Source organism: Ulvibacterium marinum, from assembly GCF_003626755.1.
Classification (GTDB): Bacteria; Bacteroidota; Bacteroidia; order Flavobacteriales; family Flavobacteriaceae; genus Ulvibacterium; species Ulvibacterium marinum.
Genome location: NZ_RBCJ01000003.1, coordinates 12,973 through 38,492 on the forward strand (window position 1 = coordinate 12,973; position 25,520 = coordinate 38,492).

The 25,520-nt window shown below is 39.7% G+C and carries 19 protein-coding genes and 1 pseudogene; 11 read left to right on the forward strand and 9 right to left on the reverse strand.

Annotated elements, in window-relative coordinates; genetic code table 11:
- Nucleotides 1-4: 4 nt before the first annotated feature.
- The 3 genes from D7Z94_RS13150 to D7Z94_RS13160 all read right to left on the reverse strand — a co-directional run bounded on the left by D7Z94_RS13150 (nt 5) and on the right by D7Z94_RS13160 (nt 6,571).
- The gene (locus D7Z94_RS13150; RefSeq protein ID WP_120712077.1) at nt 5-2,995 is read right to left on the reverse strand and encodes a glycoside hydrolase family 2 protein; all 2,991 of its coding nucleotides are present in this window, start codon (nt 2,993-2,995) and stop codon (nt 5-7) included.
- Between the two features lie 65 nt (nt 2,996-3,060).
- Nucleotides 3,061-4,815 carry a glycoside hydrolase family 28 protein gene (locus D7Z94_RS13155; protein ID WP_120712078.1) on the reverse strand — a complete coding sequence of 585 codons (1,755 nt, stop codon included), beginning with the start codon at nt 4,813-4,815 and terminating at the stop codon, nt 3,061-3,063.
- Between the two features lie 49 nt (nt 4,816-4,864).
- The gene (locus D7Z94_RS13160; protein WP_120712079.1) at nt 4,865-6,571 is read right to left on the reverse strand and encodes a glycoside hydrolase family 28 protein; all 1,707 of its coding nucleotides are present in this window, start codon (nt 6,569-6,571) and stop codon (nt 4,865-4,867) included.
- Between the two features lie 428 nt (nt 6,572-6,999).
- On the opposite strand from D7Z94_RS13160, the gene D7Z94_RS13165 reads away from it, so the two are divergent.
- From D7Z94_RS13165 to D7Z94_RS13190, 6 genes are all read left to right on the forward strand, one after another.
- Nucleotides 7,000-8,814, forward strand: a complete 1,815-nt coding sequence (locus tag D7Z94_RS13165) for a hypothetical protein (RefSeq protein WP_147415889.1) — start codon at nt 7,000-7,002, stop codon at nt 8,812-8,814.
- Between the two features lie 281 nt (nt 8,815-9,095).
- Complete coding sequence (locus tag D7Z94_RS13170) at nt 9,096-9,992, forward strand: SDR family oxidoreductase (RefSeq protein WP_120712081.1); 897 nt, start codon at nt 9,096-9,098, stop codon at nt 9,990-9,992.
- A gap of 3 nt (nt 9,993-9,995) precedes the next feature.
- Nucleotides 9,996-11,210, forward strand: coding sequence for a DegT/DnrJ/EryC1/StrS family aminotransferase (locus tag D7Z94_RS13175; protein WP_120712082.1), 1,215 nt, complete (start codon nt 9,996-9,998; stop codon nt 11,208-11,210).
- Complete coding sequence (locus tag D7Z94_RS13180; protein ID WP_120712083.1) at nt 11,207-12,490, forward strand: galactokinase; 1,284 nt, start codon at nt 11,207-11,209, stop codon at nt 12,488-12,490. The genes D7Z94_RS13175 and D7Z94_RS13180 overlap by 4 nt, the downstream gene beginning before the upstream one ends.
- Nucleotides 12,491-12,613: 123 nt before the next feature.
- Complete coding sequence (locus D7Z94_RS13185) at nt 12,614-14,197, forward strand: SLC5 family protein (protein WP_120712084.1); 1,584 nt, start codon at nt 12,614-12,616, stop codon at nt 14,195-14,197.
- Nucleotides 14,198-14,247: 50 nt separating this feature from the next.
- Entirely contained in the window at nt 14,248-15,258 is a 1,011-nt protein-coding gene (locus tag D7Z94_RS13190) for a hypothetical protein (RefSeq protein WP_120712085.1), read from the forward strand.
- Nucleotides 15,259-15,304: 46 nt separating this feature from the next.
- Here the strand turns inward: D7Z94_RS13190 and araD1 are convergent, their stop codons facing one another.
- From araD1 to D7Z94_RS13205, 4 genes are all read right to left on the reverse strand, one after another.
- Nucleotides 15,305-16,306: an AraD1 family protein gene (gene araD1, locus D7Z94_RS13195; protein ID WP_120712086.1), complete on the reverse strand. Its 1,002-nt coding sequence runs from the start codon at nt 16,304-16,306 to the stop codon at nt 15,305-15,307.
- A gap of 365 nt (nt 16,307-16,671) precedes the next feature.
- Complete coding sequence (locus tag D7Z94_RS13200) at nt 16,672-17,400, reverse strand: alpha/beta fold hydrolase (RefSeq protein WP_120712087.1); 729 nt, start codon at nt 17,398-17,400, stop codon at nt 16,672-16,674.
- Nucleotides 17,401-17,602: 202 nt separating this feature from the next.
- Nucleotides 17,603-17,758 (reverse strand): M1 family metallopeptidase, encoded by a 156-nt coding sequence (locus tag D7Z94_RS25545; protein WP_147415890.1) that lies wholly within the window; start codon nt 17,756-17,758, stop codon nt 17,603-17,605.
- Nucleotides 17,759-17,884: 126 nt separating this feature from the next.
- Entirely contained in the window at nt 17,885-19,138 is a 1,254-nt protein-coding gene (locus D7Z94_RS13205; protein ID WP_120712088.1) for a tyrosine-type recombinase/integrase, read from the reverse strand.
- Between the two features lie 448 nt (nt 19,139-19,586).
- On the opposite strand from D7Z94_RS13205, the pseudogene D7Z94_RS13215 reads away from it, so the two are divergent.
- Nucleotides 19,587-19,991, forward strand: a pseudogene (locus D7Z94_RS13215) (HipA domain-containing protein); the annotation flags it as partial.
- 494 nt (nt 19,992-20,485) lie between these two features.
- On the opposite strand, the gene D7Z94_RS13220 reads toward D7Z94_RS13215, so the two are convergent.
- On the reverse strand, nt 20,486-21,448 hold the full coding sequence (locus tag D7Z94_RS13220; protein ID WP_158594635.1) for a helix-turn-helix domain-containing protein: 963 nt from the start codon (nt 21,446-21,448) through the stop codon (nt 20,486-20,488).
- A gap of 191 nt (nt 21,449-21,639) precedes the next feature.
- On the opposite strand from D7Z94_RS13220, the gene D7Z94_RS13225 reads away from it, so the two are divergent.
- From D7Z94_RS13225 to D7Z94_RS13240, 4 genes are all read left to right on the forward strand, one after another.
- On the forward strand, nt 21,640-22,329 hold the full coding sequence (locus D7Z94_RS13225; protein WP_147415891.1) for a hypothetical protein: 690 nt from the start codon (nt 21,640-21,642) through the stop codon (nt 22,327-22,329).
- 120 nt (nt 22,330-22,449) lie between these two features.
- Entirely contained in the window at nt 22,450-23,034 is a 585-nt protein-coding gene (locus D7Z94_RS13230) for a hypothetical protein (RefSeq protein WP_147415892.1), read from the forward strand.
- A gap of 22 nt (nt 23,035-23,056) precedes the next feature.
- Nucleotides 23,057-23,410 (forward strand): Dabb family protein, encoded by a 354-nt coding sequence (locus D7Z94_RS13235; protein WP_120712094.1) that lies wholly within the window; start codon nt 23,057-23,059, stop codon nt 23,408-23,410.
- A gap of 301 nt (nt 23,411-23,711) precedes the next feature.
- Nucleotides 23,712-24,572 carry an NHL repeat-containing protein gene (locus D7Z94_RS13240; RefSeq protein ID WP_147415893.1) on the forward strand — a complete coding sequence of 287 codons (861 nt, stop codon included), beginning with the start codon at nt 23,712-23,714 and terminating at the stop codon, nt 24,570-24,572.
- 3 nt (nt 24,573-24,575) lie between these two features.
- Here the strand turns inward: D7Z94_RS13240 and D7Z94_RS13245 are convergent, their stop codons facing one another.
- Complete coding sequence (locus D7Z94_RS13245; RefSeq protein ID WP_120712096.1) at nt 24,576-25,451, reverse strand: phosphatase PAP2 family protein; 876 nt, start codon at nt 25,449-25,451, stop codon at nt 24,576-24,578.
- Between the last annotated feature and the right edge of the window lie 69 nt (nt 25,452-25,520).

Here is a 25,520-nt window from a genome sequence, read left to right on the forward strand (position 1 = left end):
CGTATTATTTTTGGACATTCACATCCCTTCTTTTAAAAGCCTTTATAACAACTTTTTCTTTATAATTATTGGGTAGTTCTATCGCTTCCTTCATGTAACAACCCCATCCAAGGGCAGGGTAGTCCCATAAAGTGTTTATATACATTTTTATCGGTGAATCCGTTTCCATGGTTGCAGCCTTTAGCCTGACGGCCAAATCGCCATCGGATTCCACGGTTACACCGGAATTGGTAACGGACGAATATACGGAGGACCTGTAAATGTTTTCCTTGGTTCCCCTAAAGTCATTGGATGCGCCAAAAGGTACTGCAGTTCCTTTATTGGCGTATACATTTTGCATGTCCATTTCGTATGCCCAATCAGGTTTTTCTCGTATCACTTCTTTAGTCGCTTTACTGATTCTTCTAGCCGTTCCTTGAATTCTTCCCATATGATTTTCCGGATAAACGGTCCATAATGCCCTTCTTTCCCAAGAATTGAGATTGATCGATCCATCCAATACGTAAGCCACACCTACTTCCTTATACCCTTCTTTTGGCCACCATTCATCACCATTGGGAGGTGGAGGCGGAGGATTTTCAATTTCAAACTCCGTAATCAGGGTTCCATTTCCTTTAATGGATAAATGGTAATTTACGTTTATGGAATCGTAACTTCCCGAAATGTGCACCAGCACTTCATGCTCCCTTTTCTGATAATTCAGATTTTTTAATGTCCATTCCTTGAGTTCAATCGGGGAGAGTTGAAGATGGGGCCCACTCATAATTACCCGGCTCCCATAATAGCTGCCTTCGGAAATTAAACCTTTCGATTTATCAATGACCAATTTAAAATTACCCGAGCTCACTGTAAGTTCCGTACCATTGTCTACAATCTTGGGCGCGGCTTCCTTATATTCCCTATCTTGATCCTTCAACGTTTCCTTGGGGTTTATATTTAATCTAAACTCGTCGACCAAATTGTCATTTTTATAGAATTTAAGTTCAAGGCTATCGTTTGGTCCCCAATCCTGCTCGAGAATGCCAAGTATTCCAAAAGAATGTGGAGGGATGTCGATGTTTTGTAATTGGCTGGATTTTTCCCCTACCTTCCATTTGATGACCAGTTCATTGAAATTGGTATGGTCAAAACGGTTTTGCACGGCAATTTGCAGTGTCGATTTTGTTTCCTGAATTTCGAATTCCCTGTCCAAAATTTTTATGGGGGAATATCCCTTACGGGTATGCCAAAATTCAGGCTTTTTTCTTCTCCAAGCATCCACGATGCCCCATTCGCCAGTTCCGAATTTGGAAATTCTTTGTGAGGCATCTTTTTCGGTTTTAGGCAGCAAGAACACGTCATCTACCATACACCATATGGCTCCGCCCAGCACACCGTTTTCGTTAAAACTTTGACCCCACATGGCCTGGATGCTATGGCCCCAAAAGTTTCTGACGTTGGGGTCTTCCTTTATCGTTTCCGCATTGTACGTGGGAACATGCGCCCACTCGTCATACAATACCGGAAGATTTTCACGGACATAGGGAACCCGTTTTTTTAGCTTGGGGTCAAAAAGACCTTCAATACTATTGGAAATTTGGTCAAAATGTGGATAATGGATACTTATAATGTCATAGGCCGTATTACCTTTTACGGTGCTGGGATAGCTAAAGGCCACAGGGCGCGTCTTGTCCATTTGTTTTAACCAATCATAGCACAATTGAAAATTGGAGCCATATACACTTTCATTGGCAATAGACCACATAAGTACAGAGGGGTGGTTGTAATGCGCCCACACCATCTCCTTTAATTGACCTAAATATCTATCTGCGAACTTAGGGTTATCTTGTGTCGCATGATGATTTACATCTACAAAGGTTACTGCGGATTCGTCCTCAACATAAATACCATATTCGTCACAGTAATCCAAAAAGGCATGGGTAGGAGGATAATGGGAGGTTCGTAGAAAATTCATATTGGCTTCCTTGGCTAGTAGGACATCGGTTTTTTCCAATTCCCTGGTGACCGTCCTTCCGGTCAATGGGTGTGTGGAATGATGGTTCGCGCCCCGCAATTTTATCTCCTTTCCATTTACGAACAGGTTTTTTCCGCTTTGCATTATTTCCCTAAAACCGATTTTTTTTGAGATTTTTTCCAAAACCTTACCGTTGGCAAGAACATTTAGGTTCAGCGTATATAGATTGGGATGTTCGGCATCCCATTTTTTGGGCAAAGTAACTCCAATTCTTTTGGTAACCGGATTTTCTTCTTTGGATATGGAGATATTATCATACGGAAGTTTTACGGGGATACCTTCCGGTGAGAAAAGTTCAATTTGTACTTCTACATTTTTGACTTTATAAAAATGCCCGGAAAGTTGCAAGACCAGCTCGGCATTCTTATAATTTTCGTCAAAATCGGTATCTATTTTGATGCCATTGATGTACGTCTTCGGTAGTGCCAAAACGTAGACATCCCGAATAATTCCACCAATTACATGTTTGGCATAACCGCTGGCCATTGAAATGTCATTTTCACGATCGGTTACGCCCAATGTTACGGTGACTGTTTTTCCGGCCTTGACCCATTTTGTAATATCACAATACCAAGTGGTGAAGCCCCCATAATGTTCCTTTACAAAATTGCCGTTCACCCATACCCGGGCATAGTTATAAACACCATCGAAACGGAGTAAAATGGACTTGCCTTTAAAATCCTCAGGTATCTCTATGTCCTTTCTATAAGCAACTTCCCTATCATGTTCAATGGCAAACCCCTGCGTCCGTATCTCCCCTGGAACCATAATAGCATCCCATGACGAAAGGTTAATTCCTTTCTCCCAAAAATTGATGGGTGGTTCCAAGGAAAACTTCCATTGCCCGTTCAAACTTACCTTTGGGTTTGAAACCCCGGAAACTTCTTTAGGGACGGGAATATATATGCCTTCATTATTTTGGGAAAAAATAAAAGTCGTCATTAGCATAAAACATACCCGGACTATTCGATAATTTTTCATTGGATGGCTGTTTAGTTGTTTCAATTTGTTATGCTCTTCTATAAGTCTTTTGGCATAGGAGCTTTTTATTCGGATAAAATGTTCCCGAACATGGTAAAGTTGGATGAAGAAGGGGTAAAGGTTTTTTTTGCATTTAAAAGGTCGTTTCCGCTAAATACTAGATGTTCCTTCACGTTACTATGTTCCAAAAAATGCATTGTACCCCTCAAGGCTTTGCTATTTTTGACAGTCAATCCCTTTCCGTTTACTAATGATAGCGTAGGGTAAAGGGTAGGATTGTTCCCTATGCCCTTGAAACCATCAATAGTAAGGTCGGTAAATTCTTCACAGTGAATGGCGTTCGTAAAAAAATCCGGCAAATTCTTGGCCCATTTCACCCTGATATCCTTTAATTCCAACCCATAGGTATATCGGGTAAAAACTGCTGGAATATCATGGGCGAAAAGTGCGGGATCTATTCGTGTCGTATATCTAAAATCAAAGTTTCCCCCAAACTGTTCATTGATCGGACTGTTTTTTATAAACAGCTTTACATTGCTGAAAGACACATTTTTGATAATACTTTCTGGACAACCGTAGACCACGGCCCCATGTTGGGATTCAGCAATAATATTTTTAAAACGAACATTGGAAATAGTCCCGAATTTTGCAATTGTGCCATTTTCATCGTACGGAAGTGCAGAGACATGTATGGGCTCTCCCTGCCCCCACCAGTGTCCCGTAAACAATTGGTTTTTAATTATGATATCGGAAAAAAGCACGTTTGATATAGATCCCGCCCTTCGTAGAAATACACCCAATGCCCTGTTGGAAGCATATATGATTATGTTTTTAAAAATACAATCTTCCGTCACCCTGCCCATACCCGTATCACCGATTCGCACTGCGGCAGATCGTGATGAAAGCGAACAATTTGTAACTGCGAGTTTGGTGACATCAAAAACTGCAATTGCATCATCTCCGGTATGGATATCGCTATCCGAAATACGCACAAGTGTAGAAGCTTGAATATTGATACCATCGTCATTGGGGATTTTCAAGTCGCTCGCAAAACTGTTGATCCTGATTCCTGAAATGGTAACATTCTTACAGGTATTTATTTGGAATGTCCAAGTTGGAGAATTTTGAAACGTGATATCCCGTACCCTGACATCTTCACAATTGATTAACCTGACTAAATTGCCTGGGCGCTCATCATGTGCCAACGGGCCATGAACATTATATTTGGGATTCACATAATCTTTCCCCTGTCGGGTATTGGTAAAGGTATTGGCCTCCCTATCTCCCCCCCAATGCATTTTGTTTTCATCATGATAGGCCATTGCATTACCGTCAACGATACCTTCACCAATTATGGATATATTATTGGCATTGTAGGCCGTGATAAGCCCGGCCCTATCCGATTCTCCGCTAATGGTTCGCTCTCCAGTATTGATCGTATTTTTTGAAGTGTTTTTTTGATCGCCAATCATTCCATCCAATTCGAGACGGTAGTCTTTCAAATTTCCACTCCCCTTAAGTACTGCTCCAGGAGCCAGATATAAAGTAATATTGCTCTTTAAATAAACAGGAGCGGAAATATACTCTCCCGGCGGGACAACTACGATTCCACCACCATCCTTATGGCAATCTTCAATGGCGGCCTGAATGGCCTGTGTAGCCATTGTAAGACCATCGTTTACGGCCCCGTATGTGGCAATATTGTATTCCTTATTTTGTGGATACAGCAGTTGCGCTTGAAAAATCAAAAAGAGTAGAAAGCTGTTTACAATCACTATCTTCTTAATATGACATTGAAAAGTGAATTTTGAAAATAGCATCTTAGCTTCTATATTGACTTGAAAAAGTTTTTGTAGTAAAATCCATAATCTATTTAGGCATTAAGTTCCCATACATGGCGAATCCGGTAGTTTCGGGAACGAATGCCTTTTTCGCGTCTGAAAGATCATTCCCGCCAAACAATCGGTAATCGGAAATATTATTGTGCTTCAAAAAGTTTACGGTGCCCTTTGTGGCCTTACTGTTTCGTATGGTAACCTCTCTACCATCCTTAAGGGATATCGATGGGTGTAATGTGGGATTTCGGGATTGGCCCTTGAATCCATCTATGGTAAGATCATTGAATTCTTCACAATGAATGGCGTTGGTAAAAAACTCGGGTAAATCTTCTTTCCATTCCACGCTGAAATCGATGAGCTCGAGGCCATCCGTATACCTGGTAAAAATTCCAGGGATTTCGTGGGCAAAAAGGGCTTGTTCCATTTCCGTAGTATGCCTAAGATCAAAATTCCCACCAAACTGATCATTTATGGGGCTATCGTTGATAATCAGTTTCACATTTTCAAAGGACACATCTTTAATGATACTTTCTTCACTTCCATATACGATGGCACCATTTTGGGTTTCGGCAATGATATTTTTGAAGCGAACATTGGAAATTGTCCCCAATTTTTCCTCGAAACCAAAAAAGTTCGATGGAAGTGCGGATATATGTATGGGCTCTCCTTGGCCCCACCAATGACCGGTGAATAATTGATTCTTAATAATAATGTCGGAAAACAGAACATTGGAAACAGAACCCGATGCTCGAACGTAAACCCCAAGGGCTCTATTGGCAGAATAAATAATCAGGTTAGAAAAGGTAAGGTCTTCTACATCCCCGCGGGTATCCCCAACACGGATAGCGGATGATCTTGAAGATAAAGTGCAATTCGTCACCGTTAGTTTTTTTACATTGAAATTGGCAATACAGTCGTCTCCGGTATGAATATCGCTATCTGAAATACGGACTAGAGTAGAGGATTGTATATTGATTCCGTCATCATTAGGCACCCTTAGGTTGCTGTCAAAACTATTGACCCTGATTCCCGAAACCGTCACGTTTTCACACGATTGGATTTGAAAGGTCCAAGTAGGTGAGTTTTGAAAGGTAACATCATTAACGCGTGCGTCCACACAATTGATGAGTCGGATAAGATTTCCCGGGCGTTCATCATGTGCTAGGGGATCGTGCAAGGCAAACTTGGGATCTTTATAGACATCCCCTTGTCGCGTATTCTTGTATGCCGCACCTTCCTTGCCCCAATGCATTTTGTTCTTGTCATGAAAGGCCATGGCATTGCCATCGATAATTCCCTGTCCGGAAATGGATACATTATTGGCATTATAAGCTGTTACCAAACCGGCCCTATCCGATTCTCCGCTAATTGTCTTTTCCCCTGTATTAATACTTCCCAACGTATTTTTTTGATTTCCGATCATCCCGTCCAACTCCAGTCGATAATCGTCCAATTTTCCGCTACCTATGATCAAGGAACCTGGAGCCAAATACAGATTAATGTTACTTTTTAAATAGATGGCCCCCGATAGATATTTACCTGCTGGAACAACTACAACTCCCCCACCATTTTGATGGCATTCATCAATTGCATTTTGTATGGCAATCGTATTCATGGTAGTTCCATCTCCTTTCGCACCATAATCCCTGATATTATAGTTCACGTTTTGGGAGAAAATGAAACAGGACTGTAAAAAAAAGGCGATACTAAAAATTGCTTTATGATACTTTTTTTTCATGTCGATACTTTTTTGAATTCACTTTATTTCCATTGCGGATGGACTTCTATTCTGATGAAGACACCAATTATGTTGTGTATTATCAATGTTCAGCAAATAACATTAGCGGGTCTCAAGGGATTGAACCTTCCTGCAATAAAAGAATGAATTTATTGAACTTATACTATTACTGTCCTTTTGGAATCCTAAAATTTCAAAGAAGCTTTTCCAGAGTCTCCAATCTTCGAATAGCTTAGAAACAAATATATACGAAAAGAAACAAAAATTTTCAAAAATAAAAGAAAAATTCTATTTTCGAAAAATCACTTGCGCTTTTTTGCACTGCGCCACGTGTAATGCCATACTAATTTGTAAAATAGGGGAAGTTGTAAGGCAAAGAATTCCAAATGTGCCAGTTTAAGAAATGTTGACGAACAAAAATATTATCCATGATTCAATTAACACGGAACACGTTTATTCTGTTTCTCGCAATTTTAAGTTTCAACTTCAGTTGTAAAAAATCGACTACAGGTACACAGCAGGTTTTGGTATTATATAACAGTAACTCAAATGAAGTGGATCAACATGAAGAACTGCTAGTACCATATCTGGAACATTTTGGGATTCCTTACGTAGCTCAGGATATCAATAGAAGTAAATTATTGGAGATAACAGGTGAATGGAGCCTCATCATCATCTCACATATGAAATTCCTTGATGGCGCCAATCAAGAAAGTGAACAGTTGAAAGCTTTTTTAAAAAAGGAAATACAATCCGGTACGGGAGTAGTAAGTTTTGATGAGGCCATACCTTACAAGCCGAAATCCATGGCCAACATGTCGGTTGGCAATGATAGTGTCCACTTCGCCAATGAGAAGCACTATATTACCGAATGGCACAAACCCGGCGAGAAAATGCGACTTTTCAATGCTTTGAATATTGCCAATAATTCCTATGAAAGTGGCAAGAACCTAATAAACATAACTGGTGCACCTCTTTTGGCGGTCTTCCAGAAGGAAGCGGGAAAAGTGGTACAATGGACAAGTTTGGGATGGGCTAGGCCACAAATATTGGGACCCTGGGCAGGATTGGACGACTGCCTGTGGCGCTCCATGGTTTGGGCGGCAAAAAAACCTTTTGTCATGCAGAGCCTACCTCCTCTGGTTACCATGCGAGTCGACGATGTGGCAGGCCGGGGCCATTTGTGGAATGAAAGTGCATTTTATTGGGTGCACATTGCAAACAAATATGGTTTCAAACCTTGGATGTCCTTGTTTATCTACAATGTTACTCCCGATGGCATACAAGAATTACGACAAATCATTAAGGAAGGTAAAGGAACCGCTTCGCCCCATGCTCTGGGAAGACCGCCACGAACAGCTGACATTGATTTCTACTATTATCCTGATGCCCTGGAATATCGTGCAAAGGAATATGATGAATTCATTTTCTACAATCATCAAGAAAGAAAAAATTTTTCCGACGATATATTGCAGGAAAATTTAGAGGCAGTCGACAAATGGTACGATGCCAACGCACCGCTGCCTATCTCAAATTATCTGGTTCCCCATCATGGTGAGATTGCAATCAAGGCACTTCCACATATAAAGGAGAAATGGGGCATAGAATTCTTGGGGATCGGTCTGGAGCCCGACCTCCCTTGGTCAGATAAAACACCATGGCTTCAATGTGGCCCTTTTCGCGTAAATGGTATAAAAGGTACGATAGGCCTAAATCCTGATTTGATGGGCGATAGGCCGGAATATTATAATGGTTTTGTCAATTTTTCAGGATACGAATTTTTTAATTCCCGTGTGGTTGTCCGGGATGTTACGGGTTATGAATGGGAGCCTGATAATGATGTTGGAGCCACGGTAGATCGCGCTGTGGAACAACTGACCAGATCCTTGGATGGTTTGGGACTGGCCACACTATTTACCCATGAAACCGATTTTATCTATCTGATAAAACCCAAAAACTGGGAGGAAGAACTTAAAAAAATAAACGAGGCTCTAGCCGGCTATGAACCTTGGTACATGCTTACAGATGATGCCTTGAGAATTGTCAGGGCCCATACTACTTCCAAAATTGAAAACTTTAAGCATGAAAATAATACTATAACCGTTGATTTTACCGGTAGTACCGATGTTGAAACCTACTTTTACATATTTCAGGACGAGGACAATACAATAGCCCATAAAATAGTCGCCGTACCGCCTTTTGAGGGTTTCTTTCAGCTTTCAAGTGATATCGGGCCAGATTAATCATAAGTGTTTTAGTGCCAACTAATAGCTATTGTGCAAATCGAATATCAAGTGATTGAAGATAATATTTTGCCCAATACTAGACGAAGTGCATTCCGAAATAAAGGAATCTGTTTCTGAATGTAGGTTTTTTGAGAATCAGATAAAAAGTAAACTAAAGATTTCTTTTTATTATCTTTTATTTACTTTTATTAATTATTTTTAAGTATTTTGGTCACAAATGTGGACATCAACTTAAAAATCAAATGCCAACATATCAGAACAATACTATATAACTGTTTATGAAACTATTGGTTTTTGGGGGGAATGGATTTGTCGGTAGTAATATTGCCGCACTGGCACTTAGAAAGGGCTGGGAGGTAAGTGTGGCCTCTAGAAGCACTAAAAAACTTTTAGAAGGGTTAGATATGCATACCGTGGACATCACAGATTTTACGGCTGTTGAGGGACTTATAGATTCGTTTGTGCCCAATGTTGTAGTAAACGCTGCTGCAATAGCCAATATTGATTATGCAGAATTTCATCAAGAAACGGCCTACAAGGTAAATACATTGGGTGCGATAAATATCGCACGAATATGTGCCGACAAAAAAATCAAATACATATTCTTATCCACCGACGCCGTGTTCAACGGAAGGAGCGGATCGTATACGGAAGAGGATGCCGTTGCCCCCCTCAACTATTATGGCCAAACCAAGGCCGAAGCAGAAAAATCAATTCTAAGGGAATATCCTGAAGGTGTCGTTCTACGGGTATCCCTCATATTAGGATATCCTTTGGATTCCGGTAATTCCTTTGTTGCAGGCTTGGAAAAAAAACTAATGGTGGGGGAACGTATAACGGCCCCTACTGCTATTATAAGGACACCTATTGATGTACGGACATTGGCGAATGTCATTTTGGAGATATCCTCATCAGAATTCGAAGGCATTCTGCATATTGGATGTACAGAACCTGTTAACCGGCTTAGACTTACCCAAATGCTTGCCGAAAAGTTAGGTTATCCCACAGAAAAAATAGTGGAGGATACTTCCAAAAATGCAACGAAAAACAAGGCTTTGCGTCATCAAATGGGGGTTTTGGATGTATCCAAGGCCAACAAAGTTTTAAAAACGAGGATGCCTACCTTGAAAGAAACTATAGAAAATGCAGCTAGCCGAATCGAAACTAAAATTTGAAAAATGGTCAAACCGACAATTAAATATGAACTAGAAGTCGCCAACGGATCAATCTACGGTAAGGAAGAAGAGGATGCTCTGCTTCAAGTGGTACGAAACGGTGCCCCATCATGTGGCGTAAAAGTAAAGCAGTTTGAAGAGGCCTTTGCGAAGTATTGTGGAACAAAATATGCCTTGACGGTCACTTCGGCGACTACCGGCCTTACCTTGGCCGGAATAGCCGCGGGAGTAGAACCGGGAGATGAGGTTATTACTACGCCCAATAGTTGGATTGCCACAGCTACCGCCTTTTCGGTTCTTGGAGCAAAGATTGTATTCTGTGATGTAACCGAGGATACCATCAATATGGATCCCAACAAGTTGGAGGCACTCATAACGGATAAAACAAAGGCCATAGTTCCAGTTCATTTATTTGGTCGGTGCTGTGAAATGGATAAAATCATAGATATTGCCAAAAAATACAACGTTCGCGTCATTGAAGATTGCGCACATAATCCAGGCGGGGAGTATAAGGGCAAAAAATCTGGGAACCTTGGTCATATGGGTGTGTTCAGTTTTCACCAACAAAAAAACATGTCTACTTTGGGTGAGGGCGGAATGGTGACGACAAATGACAAGAAACTCTTTGAAACTGTATTGAGCTATCGTTCCTTATGTTGTAGGACGTATGGTGGCAGTACAAAGTATCTACCAATTGATGAATCAGAATATCCAATGAACAAGGAATACTGGAAATTGTATTTTGACAATATAGGATATAACTTTAGAATGACCGATGCACAGGCGGCTGTGGGGATAGAGCAATTAAAAAAATTACCTGCACACAATGCCCGTAGAACCAAACTAGCCAAAAAGCTTCGTTCTAAATTGGACGATGTAAAAGGTATTATACTTCCTGAAGAGGATTCCCAAGGCAAACATGTTTGGCATGTCTTTATGTTTCGCCTTACCAAACATTTTCCAATGAGCAAGCGCGATTTTATGTGGGAAATGTATACCAAAAAGGGAATTAAGTGCTGGTCGCACTATATGCCTATTCATTTGACCGAACCTTATTTAAGACAAGGCCACGGGGAAGGGGAATGTCCCGTTATGGAAAATATTATTGACACTTTGATCACTCTTCCCATTCATCCACGTCTAAACAATGAAGCAATTGAATATATGGCAAATTGTATTATTGAATTTAGCAAGAAAGTAAAGGTGGTTTCAGAATGAATGTCGAGCAATTAACGAAAAAGATTGAGTCGGACAAGGCAACAAATCTTTTTAAGCAACTATATGGCAACAAACCTGCAAAGATTACGGGACAGAGAAAGCGTTATAAGGCATTGGTCCAAAATTTTGAGACCAGCTTCCCTGATTTTAACGACCTGTCATTGTTTTCGACTCCTGGAAGAACTGAAGTAGGGGGTAACCATACCGATCATAATGCGGGTAGGGTATTGGCTGCGTCGGTCGATTTGGATATTATAGCCGTTTGCGCGCCCACGAATGACGATAGCGTTGTTGTCCAATCCAGTGGTTATGATGAAATAAAGGTCAACATTACTGACCTTGAGCCAAAAGAAGGAGAAAAGTTTACCTCAAGGGCTTTGGTCAAGGGAGTGTGTGCCAGATTCGTCCAGCAGGGCCATAAAATTGGTGGTTTTAGGGCGTGCTTAAACGGCAATGTGCCCAAAGCGGCTGGACTCAGTTCATCCGCTGCTTTTGAAGTACTTATCGCCACCATCTTGAATCACTTTTACAACCAAGGTGCCTTGGACAACACAAACATAGCTCAAATCGCACAGTTTGCAGAAAACAATTACTTTGGAAAGCCTTGTGGGCTTATGGATCAAACGACATGTGCTTATGGCGGATTGGTTTTTATAGATTTCAAGGATTTCAGTAATCCGATTATCGAGGTCGTAAACTATGATTTTTCCAATAAAGGTTTGGCCATAATGATTATTGAAACGGGGGGAGATCATGCCGACTTGAACGATGATTACGCGGCTCTCGAAAATGAAATGAAAAATGTGGCCAAGCATTTAGGAGGTAGTTTTCTCCGCGAATTTACAGATTCAAAAATACTAGAAAACCTAAATTTTTTAAGAACTAAAGTTAGTGATAGGGCCGTTCTTAGGGCATTTCATTTCCTGAATGACGATATGCGGGTGGTGAGGCAAGTGGAAGCTCTAAAAAATGATAAAATCGATGATTTTCTTCTTCTAATAAAAGAATCTGGTGAGAGTTCCTGGATGCTTTGCCAAAATTGCTATTCAATAAAAAATGTTGAGCAACAAGGAATCAGTATTGCCCTGGCAACAACAGATCAAGTTTTAAAAGAAGGTGCTTGGCGAGTGCATGGGGGAGGTTTTGCCGGTACCATACAAGTATTTCTTCCGAACGAAAAAGTTGAAATGTACACTAAACTAATGGAAAGCATTTTTGGTGAGAATTCATGCCACGAAATATTTATTAGGCCTTCAGGAACCCAGAAAGTTAATTTTTGAAAAGAGTGATGAATAGTTTGACCGTGGATTTGGGATGCTTTATCATACCCCTTTCCATGATAATAAATAGTCAATTGATTATGTTCAAGACTTAACAGATATGATTGCATAACCTCTTCTATCATGGAATTAAACGCTCTTGACACCTTAATTTTTGTCGGCTATATTGTTATTCTTTTGATTATTGGTTTTGTTTCCGGAAGAAAGAAAAGCAATGAGGTCGCAAAGGATTTCTTTTTGACCAGTAAGACCTTGCCGTGGTATGCCGTCGGATTTTCGATAATTGCCGCGGGAATAAGCTCGGAGCATTTTCTTGGCGCGGTAGGCTACTCGTATCAATACGGTATTTCCGTTGCCAATTGGGAATGGCTCAATGGACCCGCCATAATTTTGTTGGTCCTTGTATTCATTCCCTTTTATATCCGCAAAAAGGTAATTACAATGCCCCATTTTTTAGAAATGAGGTTCGAGCCCCGTACTCGAACTTTATTTGCAATTATCTCCATCTTGATTTATGTGTTCATCAACCTTGCCGGGGTGCTTTATTCAGGAGCGTTTGCCATTAAAGTAATCTTTGAACTTGACAATATTTACTTTGGAATATGGATACTGACCATTGTGGCGGGGCTTATTTCAATTTACGGGGGAATGGAGTCAGTTGCATGGACAAACATGTTCCAATCCATATTGTTGATCGGGGGCGGTATATTGGTATTTATACTTGGCGTAATAGAAGTTCCGGGTGGGATTAAGGAAATTATAGGTACAGGTGAAAGGGCCCATCTGATCTTACCGGCAGATCATCCCGAAATACCATGGCCGGCACTTATTGTTTTAATGCTATCGACCAACATTTGGTTTTTTTGTACAAACCAATCTATCAATCAGGCTGCTTTGGGAGCTAAGAACGAATGGCATGCTAAAATGGGTGTATTGTTCGCAGGGTTTCTTGCCATTCTTATTCCACTGGCAGATGTATTTCCAGGGCTGATTACAAGAGCCCTTCATCTGGACTTTGTTTCGAACAATGCCGATGAATCCTATTTACTTGTAGTAAATCAACTCATCCCCAGTGGAATGAAGGGAATTGTCTTTGCAGGCCTTACCGGGGCTATTATCTCAACTATAGAGGCGATTACCAATGCCTGTTCCACAATTTTCACCTTTGATATTTATCAACGGATGATCAACAAGAAAGCGGATGACAAAAAGCTTATACGTATAGGTCGCATAGTTGGTGGATTATTACTCATTTTCGGAGCGTTATGGGCTCCCGTAGTGGAGCAATTCGATCAAATCTTCGAATATTTTCAAAAGTGTTGGGCCTTTGTAGCCGTACCGTCAATGATTGTATTTGTCCTTGGTGTTTCCTGGGAAAAGTTTAGTAACCAAGCGGCTTTTTGGATTCTCTGTTTAACTTTTCCAATGTTCGTTCTTCCCTTTATACTTACCTTGTTAAATGTTTCCATGAATGGTTACATTGTTGCGGGCATCCTTGGAATATTCATATTCGTTGCCGCCGTACTCATCAGCAAAATTAGCCCGGCCAGTATAAATCCCAATTCCGCTGATTATGTATGGAGCAAGAAAATGGGAAAATTGCCCAAAGACCTATTTGCGAAAAGCTTACCTTTTTACAGGCAGGTTTGGTATTGGATAGTAATCCTGATTTTGACCTATGTTGCGATATACGCTCTATTGTGGTAAACCATATTCTTATTTTCGTAAACAAATTTTAAATCATTTTTAAACTCCAAGTGAACGATATCTACATCTCAATATTTGATGGACTACTTTCCGATTACAAGGCACAGGATATTCTTAAACAATCGGGCATCATCTCTGGCATTGAGGTATATAGCCTTGTACAGCACTATGAGTCCATTAAGAGTTCAGGATTAAAATGTGCAGCACATGATCCGTTGGTTTTTGAGATGAATAATTTGGGCAACCCTAACTGGCTATCCGTTTTTGAAAGTCCTCAAGGTAGAAAGGTATTGAACTTAATTAGAAATACGAATTCTCCCGTGGTGGCTTTTCATTGTGGATTCTCAGCAGAAAAGGTTTACAAAATGCGTGCTTATCCCGATGCCCCTGAAATTTCCACACTGTTTACATCAAGAGAGCGGTTACTTTCCGTTATTTGCGATAACATTTTGGGTTTTGAAAGATTATTGAACGAGTCCACTCCACCGGAATTGCAAAAACAGGTATTGTTGGAACCTATGGACTATACACGGAAGAGACCCATAGATTGGGAAATACAATCCCATAAAGTAAAAGTGCACAAATTCGAAATAGAAAAGGTTTTTGAAAAATTTGGAACAAATGCCGCTTTACAATGGGTGTGCGATATTGATTTTTATCGAGATCTTTATCAAAGCTTGGAAAATAAGGGCATTCTTCCCATTGGTTTTCTATTTGATATCAGCCACGTTTTTATAACGGCCGACACAAAAATTCATCAAAGGGAATATGGCGGATCAATAACGGACTATTTTGAAGAACTTCTTCAAATCATAGGCGATAAAGTATACCAAATACACGTGAATGTTCCTGAAGGAAACCCGTTGGATGGCTACACTGATGGACACTTGCCTTTTACCAAAGGAAATGAACTGTCCCAATTCATTTTACGGCTAACCAAAAAAGTCATAAAGAATAGTCCCAATTTAAAAACCATGACCTTGGAAATACGAGGAAATAAAAATATGCACCCAATAGAATTCGCCAACCTTATGATAGCGCAAGCCAATCTTTTTGCATGACGATTTTTGCAAAGGCCAAAATAGCGAAGCTAATACGACATTGCTATTAGAGGACACCTATCCGTACTTGCTTTTCACTTTTTTTGTTTTGGACTAATGGGTTTCTAAGAGGTCTTCCCATGCCTTCCCATCCAACCTCCATAATATCATTTTCCTCAAGTGTTATCTGTTCGCCAAAACTGAAAGCGTCCGCTCCGAAAAAGTGAATATGGGCATGGTCTGGTAACCTATGGTTGGAATATTTAAAATGATGGTGTTCTAGATTTTCGAGGCTATGCGCCATATTTTTTTCTCCCGTATGTATGCTCTTTTCCCATAGAACCTTATCATTTCTGAAAATGCTAACTTTTCCCTGAATGTTCTGAAAAGTGGAGGTAATTATCAATTCCGGACCTATGGAGCAATTTCTTATTTTTGAGGGAGCTAGGTACAAATAGTTTTTTCTTTCCATGATATGATCTGAGAATTCATTCGCTGTGGTAAAACCGACCCTCCAAGGGTTTCCTTCCATATCGTTGAAATAAACTCCGGCTATTTCAGGTTCTTCCCCTCCATCGAGTCCGTAGGAGGGAATCTCGAGAGGTGCTCCATGCGGCATGAGTATTGAACCATTTCCTTTGTAAAACCATTCAGGTTGAACCCCAATCTCCTCTTTTTTTGGATGTCCCTTATCCACACCCCATAGATACATTCTCATACTATCGGTTAGTTCCTTTTCCTCAATGGCCTCGTGCATCTTTTGACGATTTTCCGCACTGGCCTTATGGGTCAATCCCGTACCGGATAACATTAATTTTGATGGGTCAATTGGGTGATCAAAGGAGGGAAGTAAATCCCAATCCGAACTTCCTTTATAAATAGCATCATAATCCAATTCACTTTCTGTAAGATTTTGTATCACTAAGTTCTTTAGACTCCCGCCATCAGGTATTGCTTTCACGACAAGCTCATATACTGATTCATAACCGGAGACAAGTCTCAGTTTTGGTTCTTCTACCAAAGCCACTTTTCGTCCATGACGTTTGTGTATTAATTGTACCAATCGCATAATTATTCTGAATAGATTATTGAAATTAAAAAAATGGTAATAAAATACAATAACTGCTCAAATAACTAGTCTCTTAATTTTTTGATTTATTTTTCTGTATCTTATTTCCAACTTCGTCTTTTAAATATACTTATAAAAGAGCTCAATTAGCATATTGAGTTAGCTATAATACTAAAATCACTGGAAATAGAATCATTTTAAAAACACTACTACTTTAATCAATAATAACCTTACTAAACACTCTGCTATGACCGCTTCATTAAGAAAAAGTTGATGTTAAATAATAACCACATTCAGAATCCGATTTAGAAATTTGTTCGAGTCTTATAAATTGTTCCTTTTTAGGGCTTTTAGAAAATAGATGTTTATTTCTCAGTTTGTCGATTTTTGTCAATAAAGTCGAGAACTACTCTATTGAACTCCATGGGGTTTTCGTATTCCAGCCCATGTGAAGTGTTAGTCAAGGTTGCCATTTCATTACCTTCGATACATGCATCGAGTTCGTTGATCAGGGCAATCAAAATTTGAGGCGATCGATCACCTTTTACCAATAATGTTGGCATCTGCAACTGTTTGATTTTGCCACAGTCCATTGGCGGGAAAAGATCCTGCCTAGAAGCCACCGCTTTTAGTTCCACAATGTTGTCCAACATAATTTCTTTTTGTTGTTGAGGAGCTTGAGAGAAATAAAGACTATCGTCCAATACCCCACCAATAAAAAGCTCGACCGCTTTTTTATGGTTATTATTTTCAAATGCTGCACCCGTTGGGACAAATACTTTAGTAACGAATTGCCCTAGTAATTCGTCTCCCTTAGGAATATTTTGCAAAAGTGACATTACCGGTGGCTCACCAAGAGTCAAACTTTGTACTAATTCTGGATGCTCCAAAGCCGTTATCAATGAGGTGAAGGCACCATAAGAATGGCCTACCAGATGTACAGGACCTGAATCCAGAGATTTTAAAAATTCTGAAAGATCTTGGGCATGTGCCATAACCGAATAGTCGTTAGAATCATTTACCGTTTGCCCGTTCGGGTGTGCATAACGACGGCTATAGGCAATGACCCGATGATTTTTTGCAAAGTCATCCATTGAAAACTATTTACGCGTTTAGGATAGAAAATAAAGATTTTGTATTAATTGGCAGGGCTGTACTAAAAGTGAATATGGCTACTAACTAAAAAAATATTAAAATGAAGGGACGATTAAATTCCAAGTGTTCATAAATGGTACAATAAAAAAGGTGTTCTAAAGAAAACAAAGTTTTTTCATAAACGTTCCATTTAGTAGCTCTTTATCCCTCCGTTTCGTATATCCATTTTTTGAAGAAAGCTTTAAGATCCCGACCGGTTGATTTTTCAAATGCTTTTTGAAAATCCGTGGTATTGACCAACCTGCCAAAATATTTCTTACTGTAATATTTGATGCCGCCCAAAAGTTTTCTTCTCACAATTCCATTCTGAGTAGATGTATCACTTAGGCTCCCTTAAAGTAAACCAGATTACGGTCCTCTCTTGTGGGGTCCGACCAAATATCGATATGTAAGAGTTATTTTACTGAACCAATATACTAACTATTAGGCCACTACCAACGCATTGGCTTCATCCAATACGTCATTATCGAAGTCCTTCAGGTAGACCTGGGTCGTCCTCAAGGAGCTATGGCCCAGCGCCTCGCTTATCAGTTCGGTGGAAATTCCTAGATATTTAGCTATCGTGGCCCAGGAGTGCCGGATGTTGTAGGTCGTGAACTTTCCTTCGATACCGGCATCCTTGGCTATGATCTTCAATCTCTCGTTCATTCTTCTTCTTTGGGACTTATACTTTTGATAATGTTCCGTACTCCCGTCATAATTTGTCGGGAACAGATAGTCACCTGGCCGCTTACCTACTATATAAAAATCAAGAATTTCGCGAAGTTGGGGAACTATTTTTACTGCTAAGGGCTTGTCCGACTTGCTCCTTCCATAGTATATATGGGTATCCGTAATATGTCCGACCTTGACCTGGACAAGATCTATGAAGTTCATTCCCCTACAGTAGAACATGATCATGGCATAGTTCCTTGCATGCCAGAGAATGGAACCTGCCGGATAGGCCAGCTCCTTTATGCCGTTCATATTCTCCTTTGTCCTGGCCCTTTTCCTGGTACGGCCACCGGACGGGATCTTGTAGGTCTCAAAAGCATTCTTCAAGGGTACGAACCGGTCTTCCTCGATAGCGGAATTATAAATGGCCCTAACGGCCCTGAGATATATACTAATGGTATTTTTACTGTTCCCCATTCCCAAATGATGAGCTTCGAAGTTTCTTAGGAAAGAGACCGTGATCTCGTAAAGTCTGATCGTTTTCCCCTTATTGAATTTTTCAAGGGCCGCGATGCCATTGGAATACCATTTGGCCGTTCCCGGTTTATTGGCACTGCGCTTTCTTTCGATAAGAACCTCGCCCCAGTCCTCAAGGGAGATATTGTTCTCGACCTTCTTTTTGATCTCGGACTTTATATTGTCGTTCCACCTGTCCTTGATCAATTCAATTAGACCGTTGACATCCAAATGGCGTAGACTGTTCCCAAGTTCCCTCAGCAAGTATTTGGCCTGATACAATTTATCCTCCAATTCAGTATCGATCTCCTCACAGCGAAGACCTTTGTTACAGGCGACCGATTTTCTCAGTTTGGTATTGGCCTGGTCCCAACCAAGAATCGATGTTGAATGACCAAGGCTTAGATATCTCGTTTTTACATGATAGACGCTTAAAGAGATCGGGTATGTGCCATCCGTCTTTCTAGAGCTTTTCCTAGTGTCCAATATCAGGCTTATTTTGGCCATTTTCGTCTGCTTTTTTATTTAAGTTACGAATAAAAATTGCAAACTTTTTGCAAACTTTTTCTTGATATCGAACCAAACCAAAAGACATCTAAATCTATTAAATATCTAAAAATCAATATGTTAAATTGATTTTTGACTTTAGAAATATCTGAAAATTCAAGCCTGTCACGCAGGGGGTCGCGGGTTCGAGTCCCGTCCAGACCGCAAAGAAAACAGCCCTTGGCACTAAGTGTCAGGGGCTGTTGCCTTTCCATACATTTTGAACTTTGAATCCGGCCTAAGAACATCCAATTTGAAGGGATTAAAGGCCTGCGGCACGAAACTTCGTTTCGCTAATTGCATTGATCATGAGCCGTTTAAACCTCCTATTTGGCTCAATAGGTATTGTTTTTTGAGTTGAATACTATGCTCTGACAGTTCGTTATATTAAAATTCATCCTATGAAAATGTCTTTAAGGTAGCATTGAGTTTGGGTGTACCTCATAAAGATATCCAGCTACTCTTTCGGCGTATGGTTTTCAATTTGGTGTTTCGGAATGTTGACGACCATTTAAAGAACCATAGTTTTATCTATAACAAGTCAACGTATAGCTGGCACTTAGGCCCCGCCTATGAAGTGACCTATGCCTTAAATCCTCGGATAACCTTTAAAGCGACCTCAAGGGCACTTTCCATAAATGGAAAGCGCACTGAAATTAGTCTAAAAGATGTGCTTGCAGTCGCTGAAGAATTTACAATTAAGAACCCAAAAGGAATTGTGTCCGAAGTTCAAAAATTGATTCCAAGATGGTCAGAAATAGCTATTAGGATTGGTGTCTTTAGAAATATTGTAGAAACAATAGGGGGGATTTGATAAGGTTATGGGGAACTCAACTCGCTAAAAAAATTAGCAATTCATGTGTTGCAAATTGGAAAGGATGAATCGATTAGAAATACTTTTCGGAGTAATAATATCAAAAGACAAACAGACTAAATATTTTGCAAGATTACTTTCGTACTGCTCTTATTCATCTCCCCAAGAGGAAAAATAAATACAAGTACATTGAAACCATTAAAAAAATAATGATAATTACAATCTATAACGTCGTCATTAACCGTTGTTAAAGATGTCTCACCTTTCTTATACTGTTGACCAAATTTAAAAAGTCTTGCAAAAGACTATTTATGTCCCATGAGGTATACCAAAAAAGTTTCTTATTCATATAAGAAACGGATTGCTGTGACACCAAAGCTTTATTGCATAGGGTCTTGGGACAAAGTATTCATCTAGAATTTTCTTACCAGGTAGGATGCCCGATAAGCCTTGGTAATTGCTCAAGATTATCGTTCTACCCAAAGTACTTAGGTTCATCTCTGTTCATGAATTTTACGATATTCAGCGGGTGTTATGCCTTTGTAATTTTTAAAGTTTCGGTAAAACACAGACAAACTGTTGAAACCACTCTCAAAGGCAATCGCTTCAATACTCAAATTACGGTTCTTGAAGTCTTTAAGTAATATTAGGGAATATTCAATTCTAAGTTGATTTAGCAATTTGGGGAAACTTTGGTTTTCATAGTTGTTTAGCGCAAGGGACAAAGTGTGACTATTGGTGCCTATTGTATTGGCGAGCACTGAAATTGAAAGGTTGCTATTAACATATAATCTATCCCTTTTTAATACCATAACGGCCTTTTTTGCAAGATTTTCAAGCCATAACTCGTTTTCCAATGAATTGTTTGGCGACCTAATTATTAAATGGTAACTCGTCATGGCCACCAATGCAATTGCGAATAGAATTAACACTTCACTAAAGGTTACGAAAATGTAAATGGTTTTATTCCCTAGAAAAGCCTGAACTACAAAACCTATCCAAATTAGAAACATTGCGGAAACAAATATTATCACCCACTTTACCTTTTTGTTTTGTTTTTTGGTTGAAGGCAAATCGTTCTGATAAAATACACCAATACCCATAATAAAATAGACCAACATATGGACTAAACTGGTTTTGTATATGAATGAAATAATCTGATGTTTTATGTTTTGTGTCCCGTTATGTGCTAACCAGGGCAAGACCAATATCAACATTAACATAGGTGTAAGGTGCCAATAGTTCATTTTTTTCTTTATGAGAAGAGCGTAGATATAAAACCAAAAGAGTGGGCCAATTGCCAACATTCCTACTATGCCGATAGCAGTAAGTGTACCGCCATATTCAGGAAAGAGAATGTAAATTACAGATTTGCCAATTCTTAAGGAAAAAGCCAGTAGTATAGCGGCTAGCAGATATTTTGTAAAACTGTACTTGCGATTTTTTTTTTCAATCAAAAGAAAAATTGAAAAAAAGATTGAAAACCCTAATAAAAGGGAACAGCACATAACCATGAAATAAGTATGGTTCATTGAATTCATATTGACAAAAATAAGTACCTCCTTCAAAATTTTCGTTCATGATTTACAAATCAGGATGGTTCTAATAGATAAAATAATCACTTTTAACACATAAACAATGAAAAAATATGAATCGCATAATTTCTTTGATGTTACTGTTATTTATGTTGTTTTTCCAAGCTGTTTGTTCTCAGGAAAAAGCCTTGGAGACGGTACTTCAAGAATTTGTTGATAATATGGGTGGGGAAGAACTTTGGGCAGAAACTAACTTTCTTTATATAAAAGAGACAATGTGGTACAAACAAGCAGACTCAATACATATGGAGGTATGGTTGGATTTAACCACTCCCAAATCGAAAATTAGACTCAAAAATGAAACGTTTAACTGGGTCAGGGCATTTACAGCTAACAGAGGATGGGGCATACTTGAAGATGGTAGGCATTATGAATTTGATTCGTTGAGACTGAAAAGAGAAATTGCTAATTGGAAAAGAAACATATATTCTATTTGCCGACGAATCAGCCTTAATAGAGCACAACTATCTTTCAGGTTAAGTCAAGAAAATGTCTTGGAAGTCCTTGAGGATAACAACGTGTTATTATGTGCTATTGAGCTAAACAAAAATAGTGTTCCCATTAAATGGATCATGAAAAGTGAATACGGTGAAGAAGCTACAATTCATGGCCCTTTGGCAGTTTTTGGCAATTATATGTTGCCCAGATGGAGCACTTCAGAAAATGCTGAATGGCAATTTGAGTATATTGAAGTTAAGGGTTACAAAAAAGCACCTGACATAAGTTTTGAACCTGGAAAATAATCAGTTAACAATCCCTTTGAGATGAAAAAAATCTTTATTCTTTTTGCAATTTTTACATTTTGCTCAAGTATCCTTTGCCAGGAATATCAACAAAAAAGACCTGAGCGAATAGAAAAACTTATGAAGGCTGTAGGAAATGAGGATTCATGGAGAACAGCCAAAGGATTTCATATGTTGGAAATAGCCAATTTCAGTGGTCTTAAGTTGCCTTTAGTTAGAAATTTTTGGATAGATTTTGAGAACCCAAGAATTAAGATTGTCACTGAGAGTGCAGAGCGGATTCAAAAAAGAGCACTGAATATTGACTCTGGTTGGACTCATGAAAATGGCGAAACAAAGGAATGGGAAGTGGATATAGTCAACGGCTACAGATCTTTTTGGCCAGGAATACCCACCAGAATATTTCATCTTATTGCCTCTGAAGACCCAATTCTGACCTATGAATTGGCTGAGGATAGAATCAACTTTTTTATCGAGGGGAAATTTGTTGTTTGGATAGCCACGGATGCTCAAGGGAATCCGGTAGCATATGGTAGATCGAATAACCATGCTGAAACGCATTTTCTGGGAGAAATGATAAACTATGGGGAAGTTCGATTATGGAAAGAAGCTTTTGAAACAGGTGGCCAATGGAGTGTTGTAATGGTGAACTATAGGCTTTTGGAAGACCTCTCAGAGATATCGTACGTAGCACCTAGTAAATAGTGTAGAAAAATACTGCGACTAAATGAAAAATGTGTGTTTATTATTTCTGGTATGCCTTTTCAATTTAGGATGTCAGGATTTCAATAAATTTCATCACGTCTTACTTTACAAATGGTCAGCAAATGCAACAAATGAGCAAAAAGAAATGTTTTTAGAAACATTTGAACTGTTACCCTATAAAATTGAGGGAATGAAAAATGTAGAAATAGCTACGATTGAAAGTTCTATGCGAGATTATGACTTAATGGTCCATGTTACGTTTTCATCCAGGACTATTCTGGAGGCTTATCAGAATCACCCGGATCATCAAAGAATAGTACAAATGGCGGATGATATAATACTGAGTTATTCCTATTTTCAATATTCTACGAACTGAAAATATTGTTTTATCATTTATTGGGAGCTTTGCAGTAACATGAAACGGGAAGACGTGGAACGATCTGTAGAAGCGGTTTTGACAAAAAAGGGCCTTGTTATAAATCAAATTGAAAATCACAAAAATCGTCCCTAATCTTTTATTCCCAACCCTTTGATAATCTATACTGGACGACCTATTTAAATAGGTTATTGCTTATAAACAAAGCTAGTATTAATTTCTGTACTGAATTTACTAGGTTATGTTAATTTTATAGGCAAGCTGAAAATCTAAATAAAAGGAATCTAATAAATTTATAGTTATGCACAGAACCTCCTATTTTTTAGTTTTCTTTATAATGTATGCACAAAGCTATCTGCAAGCACAAGATGCTCCTATTCTGGCTTCTGAAAAATGGGGAAAGGGTATCGGATTGCAACAACCGGAGAGTATAATTTTTGATACCAAAAACGGATGTTTTTATGTCTCCAATGGGAAAAAGTTTGCACCGGGAACGGATGGATTCCTATCAAAATTTGATAAAAATGGAAGTTTGGTACAACTTAAATGGGTCGATAGTCTTAGCCGACCCACTGGAATGGCCTTGCACAAAGACCAACTTTGGGTAGCCGACGTAAATGCGCTCAAGGTCGTTGATACTTCATCCGGGAAGGTTTTGAAAACCTACCCTGAACCAGTAAAGAATTCGGGACTGAACGATATCTCCATCAATACAAAGGGAGAGCTATTTGTTACCGCTTCCTTCACGCATTCTGTCTTAAAAATGGAGGGAGAGGAACTAATCGTATGGCTTCAGGATGAAACTGCTTTGGAATGGGCCAATGGCATTTATGCCCAAGATAACCAACTTCTGGTGGGAGGCACACATCTCTCCATAATTGATTTGTCTACCAAACAGATTTTGCAACTAAAAACAAGCCCACCAATCAAAGATTTTGATGGGCTTTGGCCAACCTATAATGGTGGACATTTACTGAGCACGGTGGAAAATAGTGCGCTTTGGTATTTGGATGCCGATGGCAAAGCCACTCAACTTGTAAAGGACGATTTCTATTTGGGCGATCTACAATTTATGACAGCAACCTCCACGGTTTATGTACCCCGTGGTAACCATAAGAACGGAATTTATTTTGTGGCCGCTTTTGAGTTGAAATTTCCCTAAAGTTTAGTTCCATTCTTCCTTAGCCTTAGCCAAATCTTCTTTGAATTCCCGGTTTTCCAACATTGCGGTAAGCATGCTGTGCGCTAGCACTCGTGCAGCTTCTTCATCACTGGGATAGTGGATACCCATAATTTCGCGCGACTCTCCTACTTCGTAGGCCAGTTCCAAAAATTCAGCTCTTTTAGCCGGAATCAGCTCGCTCCATGCAAAGGCTTGTATATAGGCCCAAAGCGTATGTCCGCTGGCAAAGGAAGGGGACGAAATCCGGGCCAAGGGCTGCAAGCGGGGCTCTAAATGGTAGGGACGGGCACGCAGCAAATGATATTTTACGGTGAACTCCATAATACGCATGTCTTTGGTAATGCCTTGCATCAGTTTGGCGGTATGCGGATAATTTTTTGGAGTGCATTCATTCCCCATTACGGTTCTTCCCTCGTAAAAAAGATGCTGCATATTTTCATCGTAGCGATTATGGTTTTTGAGGACAGCGGCATGTGGCCAATACCCAATGGGTGCCAAGATATTGGAGGATTTATTCTCCTGGGCCGGGGTACGTTTTTCTTGCCATTCTAGCAAAAAGTCCAGCTCAGCCCGAGTTTGGTCCGAACTATTGGCAGGAAACTGCACGCTGCTTTTCAAAATTTCTACCTGAGCGGACGAAAGGTAGGCGGGTTCCACCATGGTATAGATTAAGGTGCCACTGCTGTACTCCGCTGGGGGAAAACTCTTTTTGTCCAAAGGGGCGCGTTCCGGATTAGGTGCTGAGCTGAGTTGTTGGAGGGTTTTGTAGTGCGCCTTAACAGGTTCCAAGGGAGCTATCTGCCCCCGAAATTGGCTGAGGCCAAATAGGGCCAATAGGAGTAATGTTCTTTGAATCATAGGGTAGGTTTTTAATTATAAATCGTTAATAAGCGATAGACGAATTTAATTAAAAACAAGAAACCTCTT